Source organism: Halopseudomonas sp. L-58 (genome assembly GCF_056859475.1).
Genome location: NZ_JBSXON010000077.1, coordinates 72537 through 89005 on the forward strand (window position 1 = coordinate 72537; position 16469 = coordinate 89005).

The 16469-nt window shown below is 64.0% G+C and carries 16 protein-coding genes and 1 pseudogene; 8 read left to right on the plus strand and 9 right to left on the minus strand.

Annotation, left to right across the window (positions count from 1 at the left end):
- Window positions 1–106: 106 nt before the first annotated feature.
- Window positions 107–2974: a putative bifunctional diguanylate cyclase/phosphodiesterase gene (locus AC13EY_RS15550; protein ID WP_228245973.1), complete on the plus strand. Its 2868-nt coding sequence runs from the start codon at window positions 107–109 to the stop codon at window positions 2972–2974.
- Window positions 2975–2981: 7 nt separating this feature from the next.
- On the opposite strand, the gene zwf is transcribed toward AC13EY_RS15550, so the two are convergent.
- Window positions 2982–4421 carry a glucose-6-phosphate dehydrogenase gene (zwf, locus tag AC13EY_RS15555; RefSeq protein WP_228246056.1) on the minus strand — a complete coding sequence of 480 codons (1440 nt, stop codon included), beginning with the start codon at window positions 4419–4421 and terminating at the stop codon, window positions 2982–2984.
- Between the two features lie 162 nt (window positions 4422–4583).
- On the opposite strand from zwf, the gene hexR reads away from it, so the two are divergent.
- Window positions 4584–5453 carry a transcriptional regulator HexR gene (gene hexR, locus AC13EY_RS15560; protein WP_088275824.1) on the plus strand — a complete coding sequence of 290 codons (870 nt, stop codon included), beginning with the start codon at window positions 4584–4586 and terminating at the stop codon, window positions 5451–5453.
- On the opposite strand, the gene arsJ is transcribed toward hexR, so the two are convergent.
- The 3 genes from arsJ to AC13EY_RS15575 form a co-directional block, all read right to left on the minus strand.
- Entirely contained in the window at window positions 5428–6660 is a 1233-nt protein-coding gene (arsJ, locus tag AC13EY_RS15565) for an organoarsenical effux MFS transporter ArsJ (protein ID WP_228245974.1), read from the minus strand. The two genes, hexR and arsJ, sit on opposite strands and share 26 nt — an antisense overlap.
- Entirely contained in the window at window positions 6660–7667 is a 1008-nt protein-coding gene (locus tag AC13EY_RS15570; RefSeq protein WP_228245975.1) for an ArsJ-associated glyceraldehyde-3-phosphate dehydrogenase, read from the minus strand. Before AC13EY_RS15570 ends, arsJ begins: the two co-directional genes overlap by 1 nt.
- A gap of 70 nt (window positions 7668–7737) precedes the next feature.
- The gene (locus tag AC13EY_RS15575; protein WP_269688673.1) at window positions 7738–8094 is read right to left on the minus strand and encodes a metalloregulator ArsR/SmtB family transcription factor; all 357 of its coding nucleotides are present in this window, start codon (window positions 8092–8094) and stop codon (window positions 7738–7740) included.
- Window positions 8095–8192: 98 nt separating this feature from the next.
- On the opposite strand from AC13EY_RS15575, the gene arsB reads away from it, so the two are divergent.
- Both arsB and AC13EY_RS15585 read left to right on the plus strand, forming a co-directional pair.
- Window positions 8193–9251, plus strand: coding sequence for an ACR3 family arsenite efflux transporter (arsB, locus tag AC13EY_RS15580; protein WP_228245977.1), 1059 nt, complete (start codon window positions 8193–8195; stop codon window positions 9249–9251).
- A gap of 18 nt (window positions 9252–9269) precedes the next feature.
- Complete coding sequence (locus AC13EY_RS15585; RefSeq protein WP_083723822.1) at window positions 9270–9548, plus strand: peptidylprolyl isomerase; 279 nt, start codon at window positions 9270–9272, stop codon at window positions 9546–9548.
- On the opposite strand, the gene AC13EY_RS15590 is transcribed toward AC13EY_RS15585, so the two are convergent.
- Window positions 9536–10117, minus strand: a complete 582-nt coding sequence (locus tag AC13EY_RS15590) for a helix-turn-helix domain-containing protein (protein ID WP_482890425.1) — start codon at window positions 10115–10117, stop codon at window positions 9536–9538. The genes AC13EY_RS15585 and AC13EY_RS15590 overlap by 13 nt on opposite strands.
- Before the next feature lie 123 nt (window positions 10118–10240).
- On the opposite strand from AC13EY_RS15590, the gene AC13EY_RS15595 reads away from it, so the two are divergent.
- Entirely contained in the window at window positions 10241–11401 is a 1161-nt protein-coding gene (locus AC13EY_RS15595; RefSeq protein ID WP_228245979.1) for a benzoate/H(+) symporter BenE family transporter, read from the plus strand.
- Here AC13EY_RS15595 and AC13EY_RS15600 read toward each other — a convergent pair.
- Together AC13EY_RS15600 and AC13EY_RS15605 are read right to left on the minus strand one after the other, a co-directional pair.
- Window positions 11392–11946, minus strand: a complete 555-nt coding sequence (locus AC13EY_RS15600) for a DUF1003 domain-containing protein (protein WP_088275833.1) — start codon at window positions 11944–11946, stop codon at window positions 11392–11394. The two genes, AC13EY_RS15595 and AC13EY_RS15600, sit on opposite strands and share 10 nt — an antisense overlap.
- A 32-nt stretch (window positions 11947–11978) precedes the next feature.
- The gene (locus AC13EY_RS15605; RefSeq protein WP_482877545.1) at window positions 11979–12740 is read right to left on the minus strand and encodes a TOBE domain-containing protein; all 762 of its coding nucleotides are present in this window, start codon (window positions 12738–12740) and stop codon (window positions 11979–11981) included.
- Between the two features lie 76 nt (window positions 12741–12816).
- On the opposite strand from AC13EY_RS15605, the gene modA reads away from it, so the two are divergent.
- The 3 genes and pseudogenes from modA to modC all read left to right on the plus strand — a co-directional run.
- Window positions 12817–13566 carry a molybdate ABC transporter substrate-binding protein gene (gene modA, locus AC13EY_RS15610; RefSeq protein WP_228245981.1) on the plus strand — a complete coding sequence of 250 codons (750 nt, stop codon included), beginning with the start codon at window positions 12817–12819 and terminating at the stop codon, window positions 13564–13566.
- A 2-nt stretch (window positions 13567–13568) separates the two neighbouring features.
- Window positions 13569–14264, plus strand: coding sequence for a molybdate ABC transporter permease subunit (gene modB, locus AC13EY_RS15615; protein ID WP_228245982.1), 696 nt, complete (start codon window positions 13569–13571; stop codon window positions 14262–14264).
- Window positions 14261–15334, plus strand: a pseudogene (modC, locus tag AC13EY_RS15620) (molybdenum ABC transporter ATP-binding protein); the annotation flags it as partial. The gene modB and the pseudogene modC, both read left to right, overlap by 4 nt.
- Here the strand turns inward: modC and AC13EY_RS15625 are convergent.
- Window positions 15330–16037: a restriction endonuclease gene (locus AC13EY_RS15625; protein ID WP_323133554.1), complete on the minus strand. Its 708-nt coding sequence runs from the start codon at window positions 16035–16037 to the stop codon at window positions 15330–15332. The pseudogene modC and the gene AC13EY_RS15625 overlap by 5 nt on opposite strands.
- A 33-nt stretch (window positions 16038–16070) precedes the next feature.
- The gene (locus AC13EY_RS15630; RefSeq protein ID WP_088275839.1) at window positions 16071–16373 is read right to left on the minus strand and encodes an ArsR/SmtB family transcription factor; all 303 of its coding nucleotides are present in this window, start codon (window positions 16371–16373) and stop codon (window positions 16071–16073) included.
- Window positions 16374–16469: the final 96 nt, after the last annotated feature.

The window sequence follows — 16469 nt, forward strand, 5'->3', positions numbered from 1 at the left end:
GAACGGCAGGGCTGGTGTAAGGTGATGAGCCTGATCCGACAGTAACACCCGACGTAGCACGCATGATAACAATAACAATCACGGGCCAACGGAGCGCAAAACAGCCATGACTGGCAGCCGAGCCACGTTCAGCCCCATCTCGCACAGTGATCTGCGCCTGCAGCAGATGAACCAGCTGTACGCCCAGTCACGGCTACCGCAGTGGCTGTTGCTGTGCACTGCGCTGATGGTCACGCCCCTTGTCTGGAACCAGGCATCCGCGCTGAATCTGTTCAGTTGGCTGGGAGCCCTGGTGTTGCTGGCGTTGTTGCGCCAGATGCTGGTTCGCCGCTACTGGCAGACCCCCTCCCAGGACCGCCTGCGCCGTCGCTGGAGCTTTTTCTTTCATCTCGGCAATCTGGCGTCGGGCCTTTGCCTGAGCTGGGTCTATATTGCGCTGACACCGCTAGACGACTTCGCCCGGCAGACGCTGATGTACAGCATCGCCGGCGGCGTCAGCCTGTGTGTCGGTGTGCTCTACGCCACCCGTTTCAGTGCCTTTGCCTCGTTTCTGCTGCCGGCCTGGCTGCCGCCGCTGGCCTGGCTGGTGTACGACGGCAGCGCAAGCAGCCAGAACTGGGCGATAATGTCGGGCCTGATGCTGGTGTTCATCGTGCTGACCGCCGCGTTGATCCATCGCACCATGCGTCAGGCGATGATCACCAACCTGCGCAATGAAACCCTGCTGGCCAATCTGGGCAGCGCGCACCAGCGAACCGAAGAGCTGAACCAGCAACTGACCCGCGAGATTGCCCAGCGCCGGCAGGCCGAGCAGTCGCTGCGCGACAGCCACATGGAGCTGGAGGAACGGGTCAGGCAGCGTACCGCGGAGCTGGAAGCGGCCACCCATAACCTGCGCGCCAGCGAGGCACAGCTGAGCCTGGCCATGGAAGCCAGCCAGCTGGGGCTGTGGGACTGGGACCTGACCACCGACAAGGTCTATCACTCGCGCCTCAAGCCGCTGTTCGGCATGCCCGAGGATGCCGTGCCCAGCATGCTGGAGGACCTGCGCCCGCTGGTTCACCCGGCCGACGTAACCATGGTACGCAAGACCCTCGCCCAGCACATGAAGAACAAGACCGTCGCCTACCGCATGGAATACCGGGTGCGCCACGCCGATGGTCACTGGCTCTGGGTCGAGGACAGCGGTCGCGCGGTAGAGCGCGACCCCGACGGCCGGGTTCTGCGGATGATCGGTACCCGCCGCGACATCAGCGCCCGCAAGTTGCAGGATGAGCAGGCCCAGCTCTCGGCGACGGTATTCGAAGCCTCCAGCGAAGGTATCTTCATTCTTAGCCCGGCGCTGGACATCCTGGCAGTAAACCAGGCCTACAGCGTGATTACCGGCCTGCAGCAGCAGGATGCCGTGGGCCGCAACATACTCGAGCTCAGCGGGTCGGATGAGCTGCGCCAGCAGTTTTTGCACCTGCAGAGCATGCTCAACAGCAAGGACCGCTGGCAGGGAGAAATGACCGCCCGTCGCCGCAGCGGTGAGTCCTTTCCAATCTGGCTGCAGATGACCGTGGTACGCAACGCCGCGGCGCAGATTACCCACTATGTCGGGTTCTTCGCCGATCTGACCACCCACCGGCAGACCGAGGAGCAGCTGCAGTACCTGACCAACTACGACCCGCTCACCCAGCTGGCCAACCGTCGCCGCTTCAGCGAGAACCTGCAGGAAGCCACTGCCCGCGCCCGGCAGAACGACAGCCAGCTGGCCCTGCTGCACATCGATCTGGATCGTTTCAAGCACATCAACGTGACACTGGGCCATGCCGTAGCCGATGCCCTGCTGCAGGAAGTTGCCCACCGGCTGAGCGCACTGCTGGGCGACACACACGGCCTGGCGCGGCTGTCCGCTGACGAGTTTGTCGTCATCGTTGAGCAGGCCGACTGCAGCGATGCCCTCGGAGCGCTGGCCGACCAGATCCTTGAGCGCCTGAGCCAGCCCATGCTGATCGCCGAGCACGAACTGGTGGTCACCGCGTCCATTGGCATCAGCCTGTTCCCGGCAACCGCACGCGACAGCCTGCAGCTGATTACCCAGGCCAACCAGGCAATGCAACACGCCAAGCACCTGGGCGGCAACCGCTGGCAGTTCTACACGCGCCAGCTGCGCGCTTACAGCCTTGACCGCCTGCAGCTGGAAAACCAGCTGCGCAAGGCCATCGACGAACAGCAGTTGATGGTGCATTTCCAGCCGAAACTGCACCTGGCCAGCGATCGCATCCGCAGCGCCGAAGCCCTGGTGCGCTGGCAGCATCCGATACGCGGAATAATGATGCCGGGCGACTTCATCAGTATCGCCGAGGAGACCGGTCTGATCGTCGCCCTGGGCGAGCAGGTGCTGAATGCAGCCTGCGCACAGGCCAGCCGCTGGTGCCATCAGGGTCCGGCGTCGGTCGTCGTATCGGTCAACCTGTCGGTTCAGCAGCTGCGTCAGGAGGGTTTTGCCAGCCGCGTCCGACAGGCGCTGGAACGCCATAACCTGCCGGCCCGTCTGCTGGAGCTGGAGTTGACCGAAAGCATGCTGGCCGAGCACAGCGAGGCGATCGTCGACAATATCAACGCACTGCAGGCGCTGGGTGTCAGCCTGTCGGTCGATGACTTCGGCACCGGCTATTCGTCACTGGCCTACCTCAAGCGTTTCCCGATCAGCACCCTGAAGATCGACCGGGCCTTCATCGCAGCGCTTAACGACGCGCCCGGCGACGATGCCATTGTTCGCGCCGTGATTGCCATGGCCCACAGCCTGTCGCTGCAGGTCGTGGCAGAGGGCGTGGAGACCGAGGCCCAGCTGCAGTTCCTCAAGGAAAACGGCTGCGATGATGTCCAGGGCTACCTGATCAGCCGGCCGATCGACGCCGAGGCCTTTACCACCCTGCTGGAGCAGAGCCAGCCCGCCCGCGACCTGCTCGATACGCTCGGACGCTGACGCCCGCCTAGCGCTGGTCCAGCCAGCGGTGACCGCGCCGCTCGAGCAGGCTGTCGGCCGCTTCCGGGCCCCAGCTGCCAGCGGGGTAACGCTTGGGTGACCGATAGCAGTCACGCCAGCCGTCGATGATCGGATCAACCCAGCGCCAGGCGGCACCGATTTCGTCACGCCGCATGAACAGGGTAGCGTCCCCTTCGATGACATCCAGCAGCAGCCGCTCGTAGGCGTCCCAGCGGCGACGGGTAAAGGCCTCGTCGAAATTCAGGTCCAGCTCCACTTCCTGCAATCCCATCCCGCGGCCGGGCGACTTGGCCATCAGCGACAGACGAATACCCTCATCCGGCTGCAGGCTGATGGTCAGCCGGTTGTTTTCCGGGCTGTCGCCATGCTGCGGGAACAGCTTGTGCGGCACCGGTTTGAACTGGATGACAATTTCGGACTTGCGCTGCGCCATGCACTTGCCCGTGCGCAGGTAAAACGGCACACCGGCCCAGCGCCAGTTGTCGATCTCGACCTGCAGGGCAACAAAGGTCTCGGTGTTGCTGTCGTGGTCGACACTTTTCTCGAAGTAGTAGGCCGGCAGCCGCTCACCGGCATGCTCACCGGCAGCATACTGGCCACGTACGGTGCGGTCCTGGACGTCCATACCGGTAATCGGCCGCAGCGCCTCGAGAATCTTCAGCTTCTCGTTGCGCACCGCCTCCGGCTCGAAATGCACCGGCGCTTCCATGGCCACCAGGCAGAGCAGTTGCAAGAGGTGGTTCTGCACCATGTCACGCATCGCCCCGGCGCGGTCGTAATAGTCACCACGATTTTCCACGCCGACACTTTCCAACACGCTGATCTGCACATGGTCGATATGCGCATTGCGCCACAACGGCTCGAACAGGGCGTTGCCAAAACGCAGCGCCAGCAGATTCTGTACCGCTTCCTTGCCGAGGTAGTGGTCGATCCGGAACACCCGCGACTCATCAAACACCTGGCCTATGTGCTCGTTGATCATGTTCGCCGTCTGCAGGCTCTCGCCCAGCGGCTTTTCCAGCACCACGCGGGCATGCTCGTCGACCAGGCCAACCGAGGCCAGGTGCTGAACTGTGGGCGCAAACAGATTCGGCAGGGTCGCCAGATAAAACACCCGAACCCGACCGGTGCCGGGCTTGAGAACCTTGGTCAGCCGCGGAAAGGCCACCCGCTGGCTGACATCCAGCGACAGGTAGTCCAGGCGCTCGGCGAACACCTCCCAGACGCTTTGGTCAAAATCGCGGCGTGAGACATGCTGACCAACATGGCGCTTGACCAGCTTGCGATAGCTTTCAAGGCTGTGCTCGGCGCGGGCCAGCGCCAGAATCCGCGTCTCCGGGTGCAGATGACCGTCGCGATGCAGGTAATAGAGCGCTGGCAGCAACTTGCGCATGGCCAGATCGCCGGTGCCGCCGAACACCACCATGTCACACCTGATTCCCGCCCGAGCCACGTCAAATCCTCCTGCCCGCCACACCCCGGCCGTTTTTGTAGTATAACTACAAGCATTACTACACCACGGGTGATCGAACTATCCCAGATACGGCAGCCAAGCTGCCCCTCATTCGCTGCCAGACATCATGCCATCATGAACATGCTCCAGCACATCGCTGCCCACCGTGACCAGCTCAGAAAGTCCGAGCTGAAGGTCGCCGATTTTGTCATCGCGCAGGCCGCGCAGGTGATGCACTCATCGATGGCCGACCTGTCGCAGCAGGTCGGCGTCAGCGAGCCCACCATCGTACGCTTCTGCCGGGCAATTGGCTGCAGCGGATTTCAGGACCTCAAGCTGAAACTGGCCCAGAGCCTCGCCGCCGGTGCCAGTTTCGGGCAGTTCTCGATCAGCGAGGACGACAGCGTCGACACCCTGTCGCACAAGATCTTTGACACCACCCTGGCCACCCTGATGGATGTGCGCGAACGCCTTGATCCTGCCGCCATCGAACAGGCCATCAGCGCCCTGACCCACGCCCGGCGCGTAGAGTTTTACGGCTTTGGAGCCTCCGGCGCCGTCGCCAGCGATGCCCAGCACAAGTTCTTCCGCCTGCTGGTCTCCACCGCCGCCTATTCCGACCCGCACATGCAGGCCATGTCTGCCGTGACCCTGGGCCCGGAAGATGTGGCGGTCGCGATCTCGCAGACCGGACGCACCAAGGACCTGCTGCATTCGGCCAGTCTGGTGGTGGAAACCGGCGCAACCCTGATCAGCCTGTGCCCGAGCCGAACGCCGCTGGCCGAACTCGGCCAGGTGCATATTCCGATCGACGTGCCGGAAGACACCGATATCTACACGCCGCTGTCGTCACGCATCGCCCATCTGGTGGTCATTGATGTGCTGGCGATGGGCATGGCCATGCGCCGCGGCCCGGAGTTGGTCAACCACCTCAAGAGCGTCAAGCGCAGCCTGCGCGGCCTGCGCCTGTCGAACAAGGCTAGTCGCAGCGAGCTGGGCGAGTAGCCGCCTCAGGCAGCGCCAGCGAAATCAGACCGGCTGCCAGTACCAGCACCGCCGACAGCCAGAGGCAGGCCACCAGCCCGTACTGCTGATAGATCCAGCCGGACAACAAGGTGCCAAGTAACCGCCCCGCTGCATTGGACATGTAGTAAAACCCTACATCCAGCGACACCGCATCGCGCGCAGCCCAGGATACGATCAGGTAGCTGTGCAGCGCCGAATTGAGCGCGAACACCACGCCAAACACCAGCAAGCCGCCGAGCAACGCCCAGCGCGATTGCCCATCCAGCATCAACCCAAGCGCAATCAGCGCCGGCACCACGGCCAGCGCCAGCGCCCAGCCGGCCGCTGCGCGTCCACCCGGCTGGTGACCACTGCCGCGCCCGGTCACGGCTGGTGCGCGGGCCTGCACCACGCCGTAACCAATTACCCAGAGCGCCATAAAGGCACCCACCGACCAGACATCCCAGCCAAATACCGCCGACAGATAGACCGGCAGGGCGACCACAAACCAGACGTCACGCGAGGCAAACAGGCATAGCCGAGCGGCCGACAGCAGGTTGATCGCCCGGCTCTTAGACAGCAGGTCACGAAACTTGGGCTTGCCCTTGGCGCGGCCCAGATCGCGGCGCAGCAGGCGCAAGCTCAGAAGCCAGACCAGCGCCAGCGCGATGGCCATCGCCAGCACCGCACCACGGAATCCGAGCAGCGCCAGCAGCCCCGCGCCAAGGAAGAAGCCAACGCCCTTGAGCGCGTTCTTCGAGCCGGTCAGCAGTGCCACCCAACGGTACAGCGCGCCCTGCTGTTCGTCTGGCAGCAGCAGCTTGACCGCGCTCTTGGCGCTCATCTTGTTCAGGTCCTTGGCGATGCCCGACAGCGCCTGCGCCGCCATCACCCAGCCCACCGTGAGCCAGCCGGTCGGCACCGCCAGCATGCCGAGCGCCAGCACCTGCAACGCCAGGCCGATATTCATGGTGCGGTTCAACCCGATCCGCGCACCCAGCCAGCCACCAAGCAGGTTGGTCACCACACCGAAGAATTCGTAGAACAGGAACAATCCGGCGATCTGCAGCGGGCTGTAGCCGAGCTGGTGGAAGTGCAACACCACCAGCATGCGCAGCGCCCCGTCGGTGAGAGTGAAGCTCCAGTAGTTGCCGGTAACCACCAGATACTGTCGAACCTCCGCCGGCAACTGCATCAGTCGCCACATCAATTGCCCGCCTGCCCCACCTTGCGCGCCAGCTCGACCAGGCGGTTGCTGTAGCCCCACTCGTTGTCGTACCAGCTGTAAATCTTCACCTGGGTGCCGTTGACCACCATGGTGCTGAGCGCGTCGATGATCGAGGAGCGCGGATCGGTACGGTAATCGATCGACACCAGCGGCCGCTCCTCGTAACCGAGAATCCCCGCCAGCGGGCCCGCGGCGGCGGCCTTGAACAGCGCGTTGACCTCATCAACCGTGGTCGCACGCTCGACCTCGAACACACAATCGGTCAGCGAAGCGTTGGCCAGCGGCACCCGTACCGCGTGGCCGTTCAGCTTGCCGCGCAGCTCGGGGAAGATTTCAGCAATCGCGGTTGCCGAGCCGGTGCTGGTCGGGATCAGGCTCATGCCGCAGGCACGGGCGCGACGCATATCCTTGTGCGGCTGATCGAGAATGCTCTGGGTGTTGGTCAGGTCGTGAATGGTGGTGATCGAGCCGTGACGAATGCCCAGTGCCTCGTGGATCACCTTGACCACCGGGGCCAGGCAGTTGGTGGTGCAGGAGGCGGCGGTCACAATCGGGTGCGCGGCCGGGTCGAACAGCTGATCGTTGACGCCCAGCACAATATTCAGCACGCCCGGCTCCTTGACCGGCGCACTGACTACCACCCGGCGTACGCCCTGATCCAGATAGGGTTGCAGCGCAGCGCGGGTCTTGTTGACGCCGCTGGCCTCGATCACCAGATCGCAGCCCGACCAGTCGGTATCGGCAATCGCCCGGTTGCGGGTGAGCGGCAGCCGGCGGCCCGCAATGACAATCGCATCACCATCGGCCTGTGCCTCGTGCTGCCAGCGCCCGTGTACCGAGTCGAAGTTGAGCAGATGGGCGTGGGTTGCCGGATCGCCGCCCGGGTCGTTGATCTGCACAAACTCCAGGTCGGGCCAGTCCCAGGCGGCGCGCAGCGCCAGTTTACCGATGCGGCCAAAGCCGTTGATACCTACCTTGATGGTCATGTTGCGTCCCTCCGGTTGACCCGCACCGATTGAGGCGGGCCCTTGTTCTCAGAATAGTCCCTGGCGCGGCTCAGCGGCGCGTGGGCGGCTCACAGCAGGTGGCAGCAGCGCCCGCCAAACGGGCCCGCTCAGCCTCCAGCCAGCCCGGCTGGCTGTGCGCGGCCTGTCTGACCACCTCGCCCGCCCAAGCCGGCAAATCCGGGTGCAGCCGGTAATAGACCCACTGCCCGCGCCGCTCATCCATCAGCACATTCAGCTTGCGCAGCGACGCCAGATGCCGGGATATCTTCGGCTGCGACAGGGCCAGCGCGCCGGTCAGCTCGCAGACGCAGAGTTCCGGGCTGTCGACCAGCAGCGCGCAGATGCGGGCACGGGTGTCATCGGCCAGCGCCTTGAACAGTGCCGGCGGCGTCAAAGGGTCATTCAACATAAAATTCACTTGTACAATCAGCCTGCGGGCAATATATATGAAATTCCGTATATACGGGAAAGTGAATATTTCGTGACACCAGACAAGGTCCGCCCATGCACAGCAGCGCTGAATCCACCCGCCAACCCTCACCCATGGGCCGCTTTGAACGTTACCTGACGCTCTGGGTTGCCCTCTGTATCGCCTTGGGCACCCTGCTCGGCGTGCTGCTGCCGGCCCCCATGCAGGCGCTCGGCTCGCTCAGCGTGGCCAACGTCAACCTGCCGGTCGGTCTGCTGATCTGGGTGATGATCATCCCGATGCTGATGAAGGTCGATTTCGCCGCGCTCGGCGAAGTGCGGCAGCAGACCCGCGGCATTGCCATCACCCTGCTGGTGAACTGGGCGGTAAAACCCTTCTCGATGGCGCTGTTTGCCTGGCTGTTCATTCGTCATCTGTTTGCCGGCTGGCTGCCGGCCGAGCAGCTCGATCACTACGTCGCAGGTCTGATCCTGCTGGGTGCTGCGCCCTGCACGGCAATGGTGTTTGTCTGGAGCAACCTGTGCCGCGGCAACCCGCAGTTCACCCTGAGTCAGGTGGCTTTGAACGACGCGGTGATGGTGGTCGCCTTTGCGCCGATCGTCGCGCTGCTGCTCGGCGTCAGCGATATCGTCGTGCCCTGGGATACGCTGCTGCTGTCGGTCGGCCTGTATATCGTGCTGCCGCTGGCCGTTGCCCAGGCCGCCCGCTACCTGCTGCTGCGCCGCGGCAAGGCGGCGCTGGAGCAGGCGCTGAGCGCCATTGCACCCTTGTCGATGGCTGCGCTGCTGGCAACGCTGGTGCTGCTGTTCTCATTTCAGGGCGAGGCGCTGGTGCAGCAGCCGCTGGTGATTGCCCTGCTGGCCATCCCGATCCTGCTGCAGACGCTGTTTATCGCCGCGCTCGGCTACGGCCTGAACCGCCGCTTCGGCGTACGCCACGATGTGGCTGCACCCTCGACCCTGATCGGCGCCTCGAATTTCTTTGAACTGGCGGTTGCGGTGGCCATCGCGCTGTACGGGTTCAACTCCGGCGCCGCACTGGCAACGGTCGTTGGCGTGTTGATTGAAGTACCATTGATGCTCTGGCTGGTCGGTATGATCAACCGCAGCCGCCCCTGGTACGAATCCCGCTGAACCCGAGAGGAACCCGTCATGCCCGTCGCCATGGCCCGCCACATTCTGGTCAAGACCGAAGCCGAAGCCGCCGCACTGAAAAAGCGCATCGCCGCCGGTGAAGCCTTCGATGTGCTGGCAAAGAAGTACTCGACCTGCCCGTCCAAAAAACGCGGTGGCGATCTGGGTGAGGTGCGCCCGGGCCAGATGGTCCGGGCCATCGATCAGATCATCTTCAAGAAACCGCTGAAAGTGGTGCACGGCCCGGTCAAAAGCCAGTTCGGCTACCACCTGGTGCAGGTGTTCTACCGCGATTGAGCGTCGTTGCCCGGCGGGTAGTAAATCAGATTGTGAAACACGGCGGGCACCGCTCCCGGATTGCGGTAGCCATGCGGCTGGTCCGCCGCAAAACGCACGGCCTCGCCCTCTTTCAGCGGCTGCCAGACGCCCTGAACCAGCAGCTCCATGGAGCCGCGCACCACCACCACATGCTCCACCACGCCCGGTCTGTGGGGTTCTGACAGCCGTTCATAACCCGGCAGCAGAGTCAGCTCGAACAGCTCGAAGCCGTAGCGCGGATCAAACGGAAACAGTGGCGCAATCAGCATGGCATCGGCCGCCGGGCGCTGGCGCACGGTGTCGGCGCTGCGCAGGGTTACGCCACGTTGCTCAGTCGGCGGCGGCTCGATAAAGCTCGACAGCGACGTACCAAAGCCCGAGGCAATCTTCCACAGCGTCGCCACCGTCGGACTCGACTCACCGCGCTCGATCTGCCCCAGCATTGCCTTGCTGACGCCACACTCGCTCGCAGCACGGTCCAGGCTCCAGCCGCGGTCGCTGCGCAGCTGCCTGAGGGTGACGGCAAGGTACTGGCTGATTTCCTGCATCAAAGGTCCGGTAAGTTGAAGGGCGCACAGCATAACAATTTCCTTTTGTGCGTTATAGCGCACGGTGCTAGGATCGGCCAATCGTGCGCTATAACGCACAAACCGCCAATCGAGGATAGTCACATGCTGAAGGCCTGGTTCAACCCGTCCCACATTGCCGCCGGTTTTATCGCCGTGCTGGTGGGGTACACCAGCTCGGCAGTGATCATCTTTCAGGCTGCCGCCGCCGCTGGCGCCTCCCCGGACCAGATCAGCTCGTGGCTGTGGGCGCTGGGGATTGGCATGGCGGTCACCAGCATCGGTCTCTCACTGCGTTTTCGCGCCCCGGTGCTGATCGCCTGGAGTACCCCGGGCGGCGCACTGCTGGCGACCGGTCTGCCCGGGTTCAGCCTGAACGAAGCCATCGGTGTGTTTCTGTTCAACGCTGCATTAATCACCCTGTGCGGCTTGCTCGGCTGGTTCGACCGCATCATGCGCCTGATTCCAGCCCCGCTGGCCGGCGCCATGCTCGCCGGTGTGCTGCTGCCGTTTGGCCTCAACCTGTTCGGCGCGCTACAGCAGCAGACCCTGCTGGTCGGGCTGATGCTGGCCTGCTATCTGGCCGGCAAGCTGCTGTTTCCCCGTTACGTAATTCCCGTCACCCTACTGGTTGGTGTGCTGGTTGCCGCCTTCGCCGGGCAGCTGCATCTGGAGCAACTGGAGTGGTCTCTGGCGAAGCCGATCTGGACTACCCCGGCGTTGTCGGTTCCGGCATTGCTCGGGGTCGGCATCCCGCTGTTTATCGTCACCATGGCGTCGCAGAACGTGCCAGGCATGGCCGTGCTGCGCGCCAACGGCTATCAGCTGCCGGCCTCGCCGCTGATGACCACCACCGGCATCACCGGCCTGCTGCTGGCGCCCTTCGGCGGCTACACCTTCAACCTCGCCGCCATCAGCGCGGCGATCTGCGCTGGCAAGGACGCCGATGCCGACCCGAGCCAGCGCTTTCGCGCCAGTGCCTGGGGTGGTTTCTTCTATTTGCTGACCGGATTGTTTGGCGCCACGGTCGCCAGCCTGTTTGCCGCCTTCCCGCAGGCGCTGGTGATGGCGATTGCCGGCCTGGCGTTGCTCGGCACCATCGGCAACGCGCTGGCGTCCGCGTTGCACGACGATCAACAGCGCGAGGCCGCTTTTCTGACCTTCCTGGTAACCGCGTCCGGGCTGGCGCTGTGGGGTATCGGCAGCGCCTTCTGGGGGTTGCTGCTGGGCCTGCTGGTGCTGCGACTGCCACGCCGTCACGGTTGAGCAGGACGCTGACAAACCCCGCGGTGAATCTCGCTGGTCAGGGTTTCGATACGCTGACTCAGCTGGTGAACGGTCTCGGTCAGCCGGGTGTTTTGCTCAAGTAACAGCAGCAGTTGCTCGGTCTGCTCGGCGGCGTGGGCGGCGCGCTGCTCACTGGCCTCGGCAAGGGCCTCACGGTGCAATGCATCAGCCTGCGCCGATGCCTTGTCACGGTCTGCCTGACGGGTCTGCGCCAGCAGGATCAGGGGCGCAGCGTAGGCCGCCTGCAAACTGAACGCCAGGTTCAGCAGAATAAACGGGTAACGGTCAAAACTGACCAGATCGGAAACGTTGATGGTGATCCACAGCGCGACGATCAGGGTCTGCGCGATCAGAAACACCGGAGTACCGAAGAAGCGGGCAAAGGCTTCGGCACGCAGGGCAAACCAGCCATCACCGAATACCGAGTCCAGATGCATGTTCGGTCGGTGAAAGCGAAAGTGATGGGTGCCAGGCACTGCGCCTGCCGCGGCGGATTCGGTTTTGCCTTGCTTGGGCGTGGTCATCGGCTGACTCCTTGGCCAACGGGATACAAGCACTATAGTGAGCAGAGGATGATCTGTTCAGGGTCAATCCACAGGGTTATCGATTCGCCAAGCCCCGGCACAGACAGATCATCAACCAGTGAGGCCACCAGCAGTACGCCACCGGGCAGCTCTGCCTCCAGCGCCAGCTGATCGCCAACCTGCTCCCGGCCCACTACCGTAGCGGTCAGTCGGTTACCAGACATCACGTCGCCCGCCAGCTTTACCCAGGGCGCCTTGATCAGCGCAAATACCTCCGCACCCTCGCACAATCCAAGCCGTTCACCGCTGTTACGCGTGATCACCGCCGTAAGCGCATGGCCACCATCGAGGGTCAACTCCACCCGCGTGTTCAATCCGTCCGGACGCAGGGCGGCAACCCGGGCAAACAGCTGATTGCGCGCGCTGGTACGCAGGCGTAGCCGGTTCATCACCTGCAGGTAGGGGTCGAGGCTGTCGTCTTCGCGGAGCCGTTGCAGGAAAGCCGCGTGCTCCTGCTGATAGCGCCGAAACGCCGCGACCAACTGTTCGCCAGCCCCGGTCAGCCGCGTACCACCGCCGCCACGTCCGCCAACCGAGCGCTCTACCAGCGGGCTGCCAGACGCCTTGTTCATCGCATCGACCGCGTCCCACGCCGTCTTGTAGCTCATGCCCGCCGCGCTGGCCGCCTTGCTGATAGAGCCGGTTTCGCTGATGCAGACCAGCAGCTCGATGCGATCCTGCCCCGCCAGCGGGCGACCCTGATGGGAAAACCAGACCTGTCCTTCAAGTTTCATTACCTGCGACCCGTTGCCAAACGCTATATAACGAATAATATAACGGTCAGTCGCCGTCCACTGCCAAGGAGATTCCATGCGTCTGCCGCTGCTCATCACCGCCATCGCCTGCCTGAGTTTCAACCCGCTGGCGCTGGCCGACGAGGTGCAGGTCGCGGTCGCCGCCAACTTTACCGCGCCGATGCAGGAGATTGCCCAGGCATTCGAGCAGGACACCGGAAACCGCGTCGTCGCCGCCTTCGGCTCGACCGGCCAACTGTACGCCCAGATCAGCCACGGCGCGCCGTTCGAGGTTTTCCTGGCTGCCGATGCCACGACGCCGGCGCGTATCGAGCAGGACGGCCTCGCGGTCACCGGTACGCGCTTCACCTACGCCACCGGCGCGCTGGCGCTGTGGTCGGCTGACGCCAGCCTGATCAGCGATGGCGAGCAACTGCTGCGCAGCGGTAGCTTCCGGCACCTGGCCATCGCCAACCCGAAAACCGCCCCTTATGGGCTGGCCGCCAAACAGGTCATGCAGCGGCTGGGGCTGAGCGCGGCGCTGGCACACACGCTGGTCGAGGGCCAGAGCATCGGCCAGACCTATCAATTTGTCGCCAGCGGCAATGCCGAGCTTGGCTTCGTTGCGCTCTCACAGGTCTACCGCAACGGCGAGATCACCACTGGCTCGGCGTGGCAGCTGCCGGCAGAGCTATATGAGCCAATCCATCAGGACGCCGTGCTGCTCGACAAGGGCGCCGACAACCCGGCAGCGGCAGCACTGCTGAGCTACCTCAAGGGCGAACGCGCCGCCGCAATCATCCGTAGTTACGGCTACGGGCTCTGAGCATGAGTCTACCGCTGGACAGTGCCGACCTCGCCGCCATCTGGCTGACGCTCAAGCTGGCGGCGCTGACCACCGCGCTGTTACTGCTGGTCGGCACGCCACTGGCCTGGTGGCTGGCGCATACCCGCTCACGACTCAAGGGGCCGATCGGCGCGCTGGTTGCCCTGCCGCTGGTGCTGCCGCCGACGGTGATCGGCTTTTATCTGCTGGTCGCGATGGGGCCGAACGGTCCGCTTGGTGCACTAACCCAAAAAATGGGTCTCGGCACCCTCGCCTTCAGCTTCAGCGGACTGGTGATCGGCTCGGTGTGCTACTCCATGCCCTTTGTGGTGCAACCCATTCAGAACGCCTTTGAAGCCATCGGCAAGCGCCCCCTCGAAGTGGCAGCAACCCTCGGTGCCAGCCCGCTGGACCGTTTTTTCACCATCGCCCTGCCGCTGGCCCGCCCCGGCATCATTACCGCCAGCGTGCTCGGCTTTGCCCACACCCTTGGCGAGTTCGGCGTAGTGCTGATGATTGGCGGCAACATTCCCGAGCGCACCCGGGTGGTCTCGGTGCAGATTTTCAATCACGTCGAGGCAATGGACTACGCCAGTGCCCACTGGCTGGCCGGCGGCGTCCTGATCTGCTCGTTTCTGATTCTGCTGCTGCTCAACCGGCGCGGCCGCCCGAGCGTCATGCCGGGGGCCCGCGCATGATTCGTCTGCAGCTGAAACAGCGGCTGGCCGACTTCACCCTCGATCTGGACCTGACCCTGCCCGGTCGCGGCGTCACCGCCATCGTCGGCCCCTCCGGCTCCGGCAAGACCACGCTGCTGCGCTGCGTCGCCGGTCTGGAGCGGGCGGCCGAGGCGCGAATCGAGGTCAACGGCATCAGCTGGCAGGACAGCGGGCACGCTGTCTGGCTGCCGCCCCACCAGCGCGCACTCGGCTACGTTTTTCAGGAGGCCAGCCTGTTCCCACACCTCGATGTGCAGGGCAACCTCGACTACGGCCGGCGCCGCAGCCGCACCCCGGCAGACGCAGGACAGGTTGCGCAGATCGTTGAACTGCTGGGTATCGGCCACTTGCTGAAACGTGACATCGCCGGGCTGTCCGGCGGCGAGCGCCAGCGCGTCGGTATTGCCCGGGCCCTGCTTGGCAGCCCTGGGCTGCTGCTGATGGACGAGCCGCTGACCGCCCTCGACCCGCAGCGCAAGGCCGAGATACTGCCGTATCTGGAGCGATTGCACGCCGAGCTGGACATTCCGCTGCTGTATGTCAGTCACGCGCCGGACGAGGTCGCCAGACTGGCCGACCACCTGGTGCTGCTGAACAACGGTCGGATGCAGGCCAGCGGCCCGCTGCAGGCGCTGCTGCCCCGTCTGGATCTGCCATTGGCACACAGCGACGACGCTCGTGTCGTGCTTGAAGGCGTGGTCAGCGGCTACCGCTTAGCCTATCAGTTGCTCAGCCTGCGGCTGGCTGGCGACGAGCACTTGCATGTTATCCATGGCGAACTGCCGCCGGGGACGCGGGTGCGGGTAGCGGTGCAGGCTCGGGACGTCAGTCTGGTGCTGGAGCAACCGCAGCACAGCAGCATGCTCAACCGCTTGCCGGCAACCGTTTGCGCCGTCGAAACCATTGCCGATGCTGCACAGGTACTCGTCAGGCTGGATGTTCAGGGTCAGCCCCTGCTGGCCAGGGTAACCCGCTTCTCCGCTGACCAGCTGGAGCTGCACCCGGGCCAGACGCTGTGGGCTCAAATCAAGGCGGTCGCGCTGCTCAGTCAGGCTGCCGGCCCGCCGTCGTCTCGCTCTGCGACAACCATTGCAGCATCAGCCCCCGATCAATAAGACGAATGCCGCGTCGCCGTGCAGCAGCGCGCGCGGGCGCACCGATTCGTCCGCCACAGACCAGGATCACACCCTCGGCATCCACCCGGTCGGCGCGGTCGACGGCTCGCTCCAGTTGCGCGGGCTCCAGCACGGGATCGCGCCAATGCTCGGTGACCAACAGCACTTTCTGCTCCTGTCGCTGCAGCAGCAGATCGCTACCCGAAATGGGACCAATCACCGGCTCATATCCCTCGGTCTCCAGGGTCAGCTCAATCAGATCACGCATTTCCTGCCAGCTGAGCTGCTCCAGCAGCGAGTCAGCCGCCCGTTCCTGTCGCAGCCGATCCAGCCGCCGCCGCCAGGACACCCGGTTGAACAGGTCAGCGACGCCGGCACACAGCAATGCCAGCGGCAGCAACACCTGACCGACCAGCGCAAAGCTGTGCAGCAAGGTAGCCGAGCCATCACCGATACGGCTGGAAGGAAGCGCCCACTGGGCGATGGCCCGCAGCCCGAGCCAGCAAAATGCGGCCAGCAGCAGGTAGAGCCACCACGGCACGAGGTGACGGACCAGCACGGCCTGTTCGAGGGGAGTACTACTTTGACGACGAGGCATCCCTAACTCCTGCAAGATGGCTCCATGCCACCAGACCATAACGATAGCCGCTGCCGGCGATCCGGTAAAGAATCAGCTGCGCTGGGCGAGAATTGCGTCCAGCAGGCCGGGGAAGCGCGCGTCCAGATCGGACCGGCGCAGCGAATTCATGTGAGTCGTGCCGACACTCTTGGTCATGACCAGCCCGGCATCGCGCAACACGCGGAAATGATGCGACATGCTCGACTTCGGTCGACCGCCATCAAGCTCGCCACAGCTGGCTTCACTGACTTCGGCCAGACGCTGGACAATTTCCAGTCGCACCGGATCGCTCAGGGCGTAGAGCACACGCTCGAGAATCAGGTCGCTGGCAGGGGGGTGTTTGAACGGTCGCATGGACAAAGATCATACACAGAGGTTTACTTCCGATCCATAGTTCCAATATTATCGAACTATTGAATCAATCCATATTCCAATCCTGCTGTCGGAGGT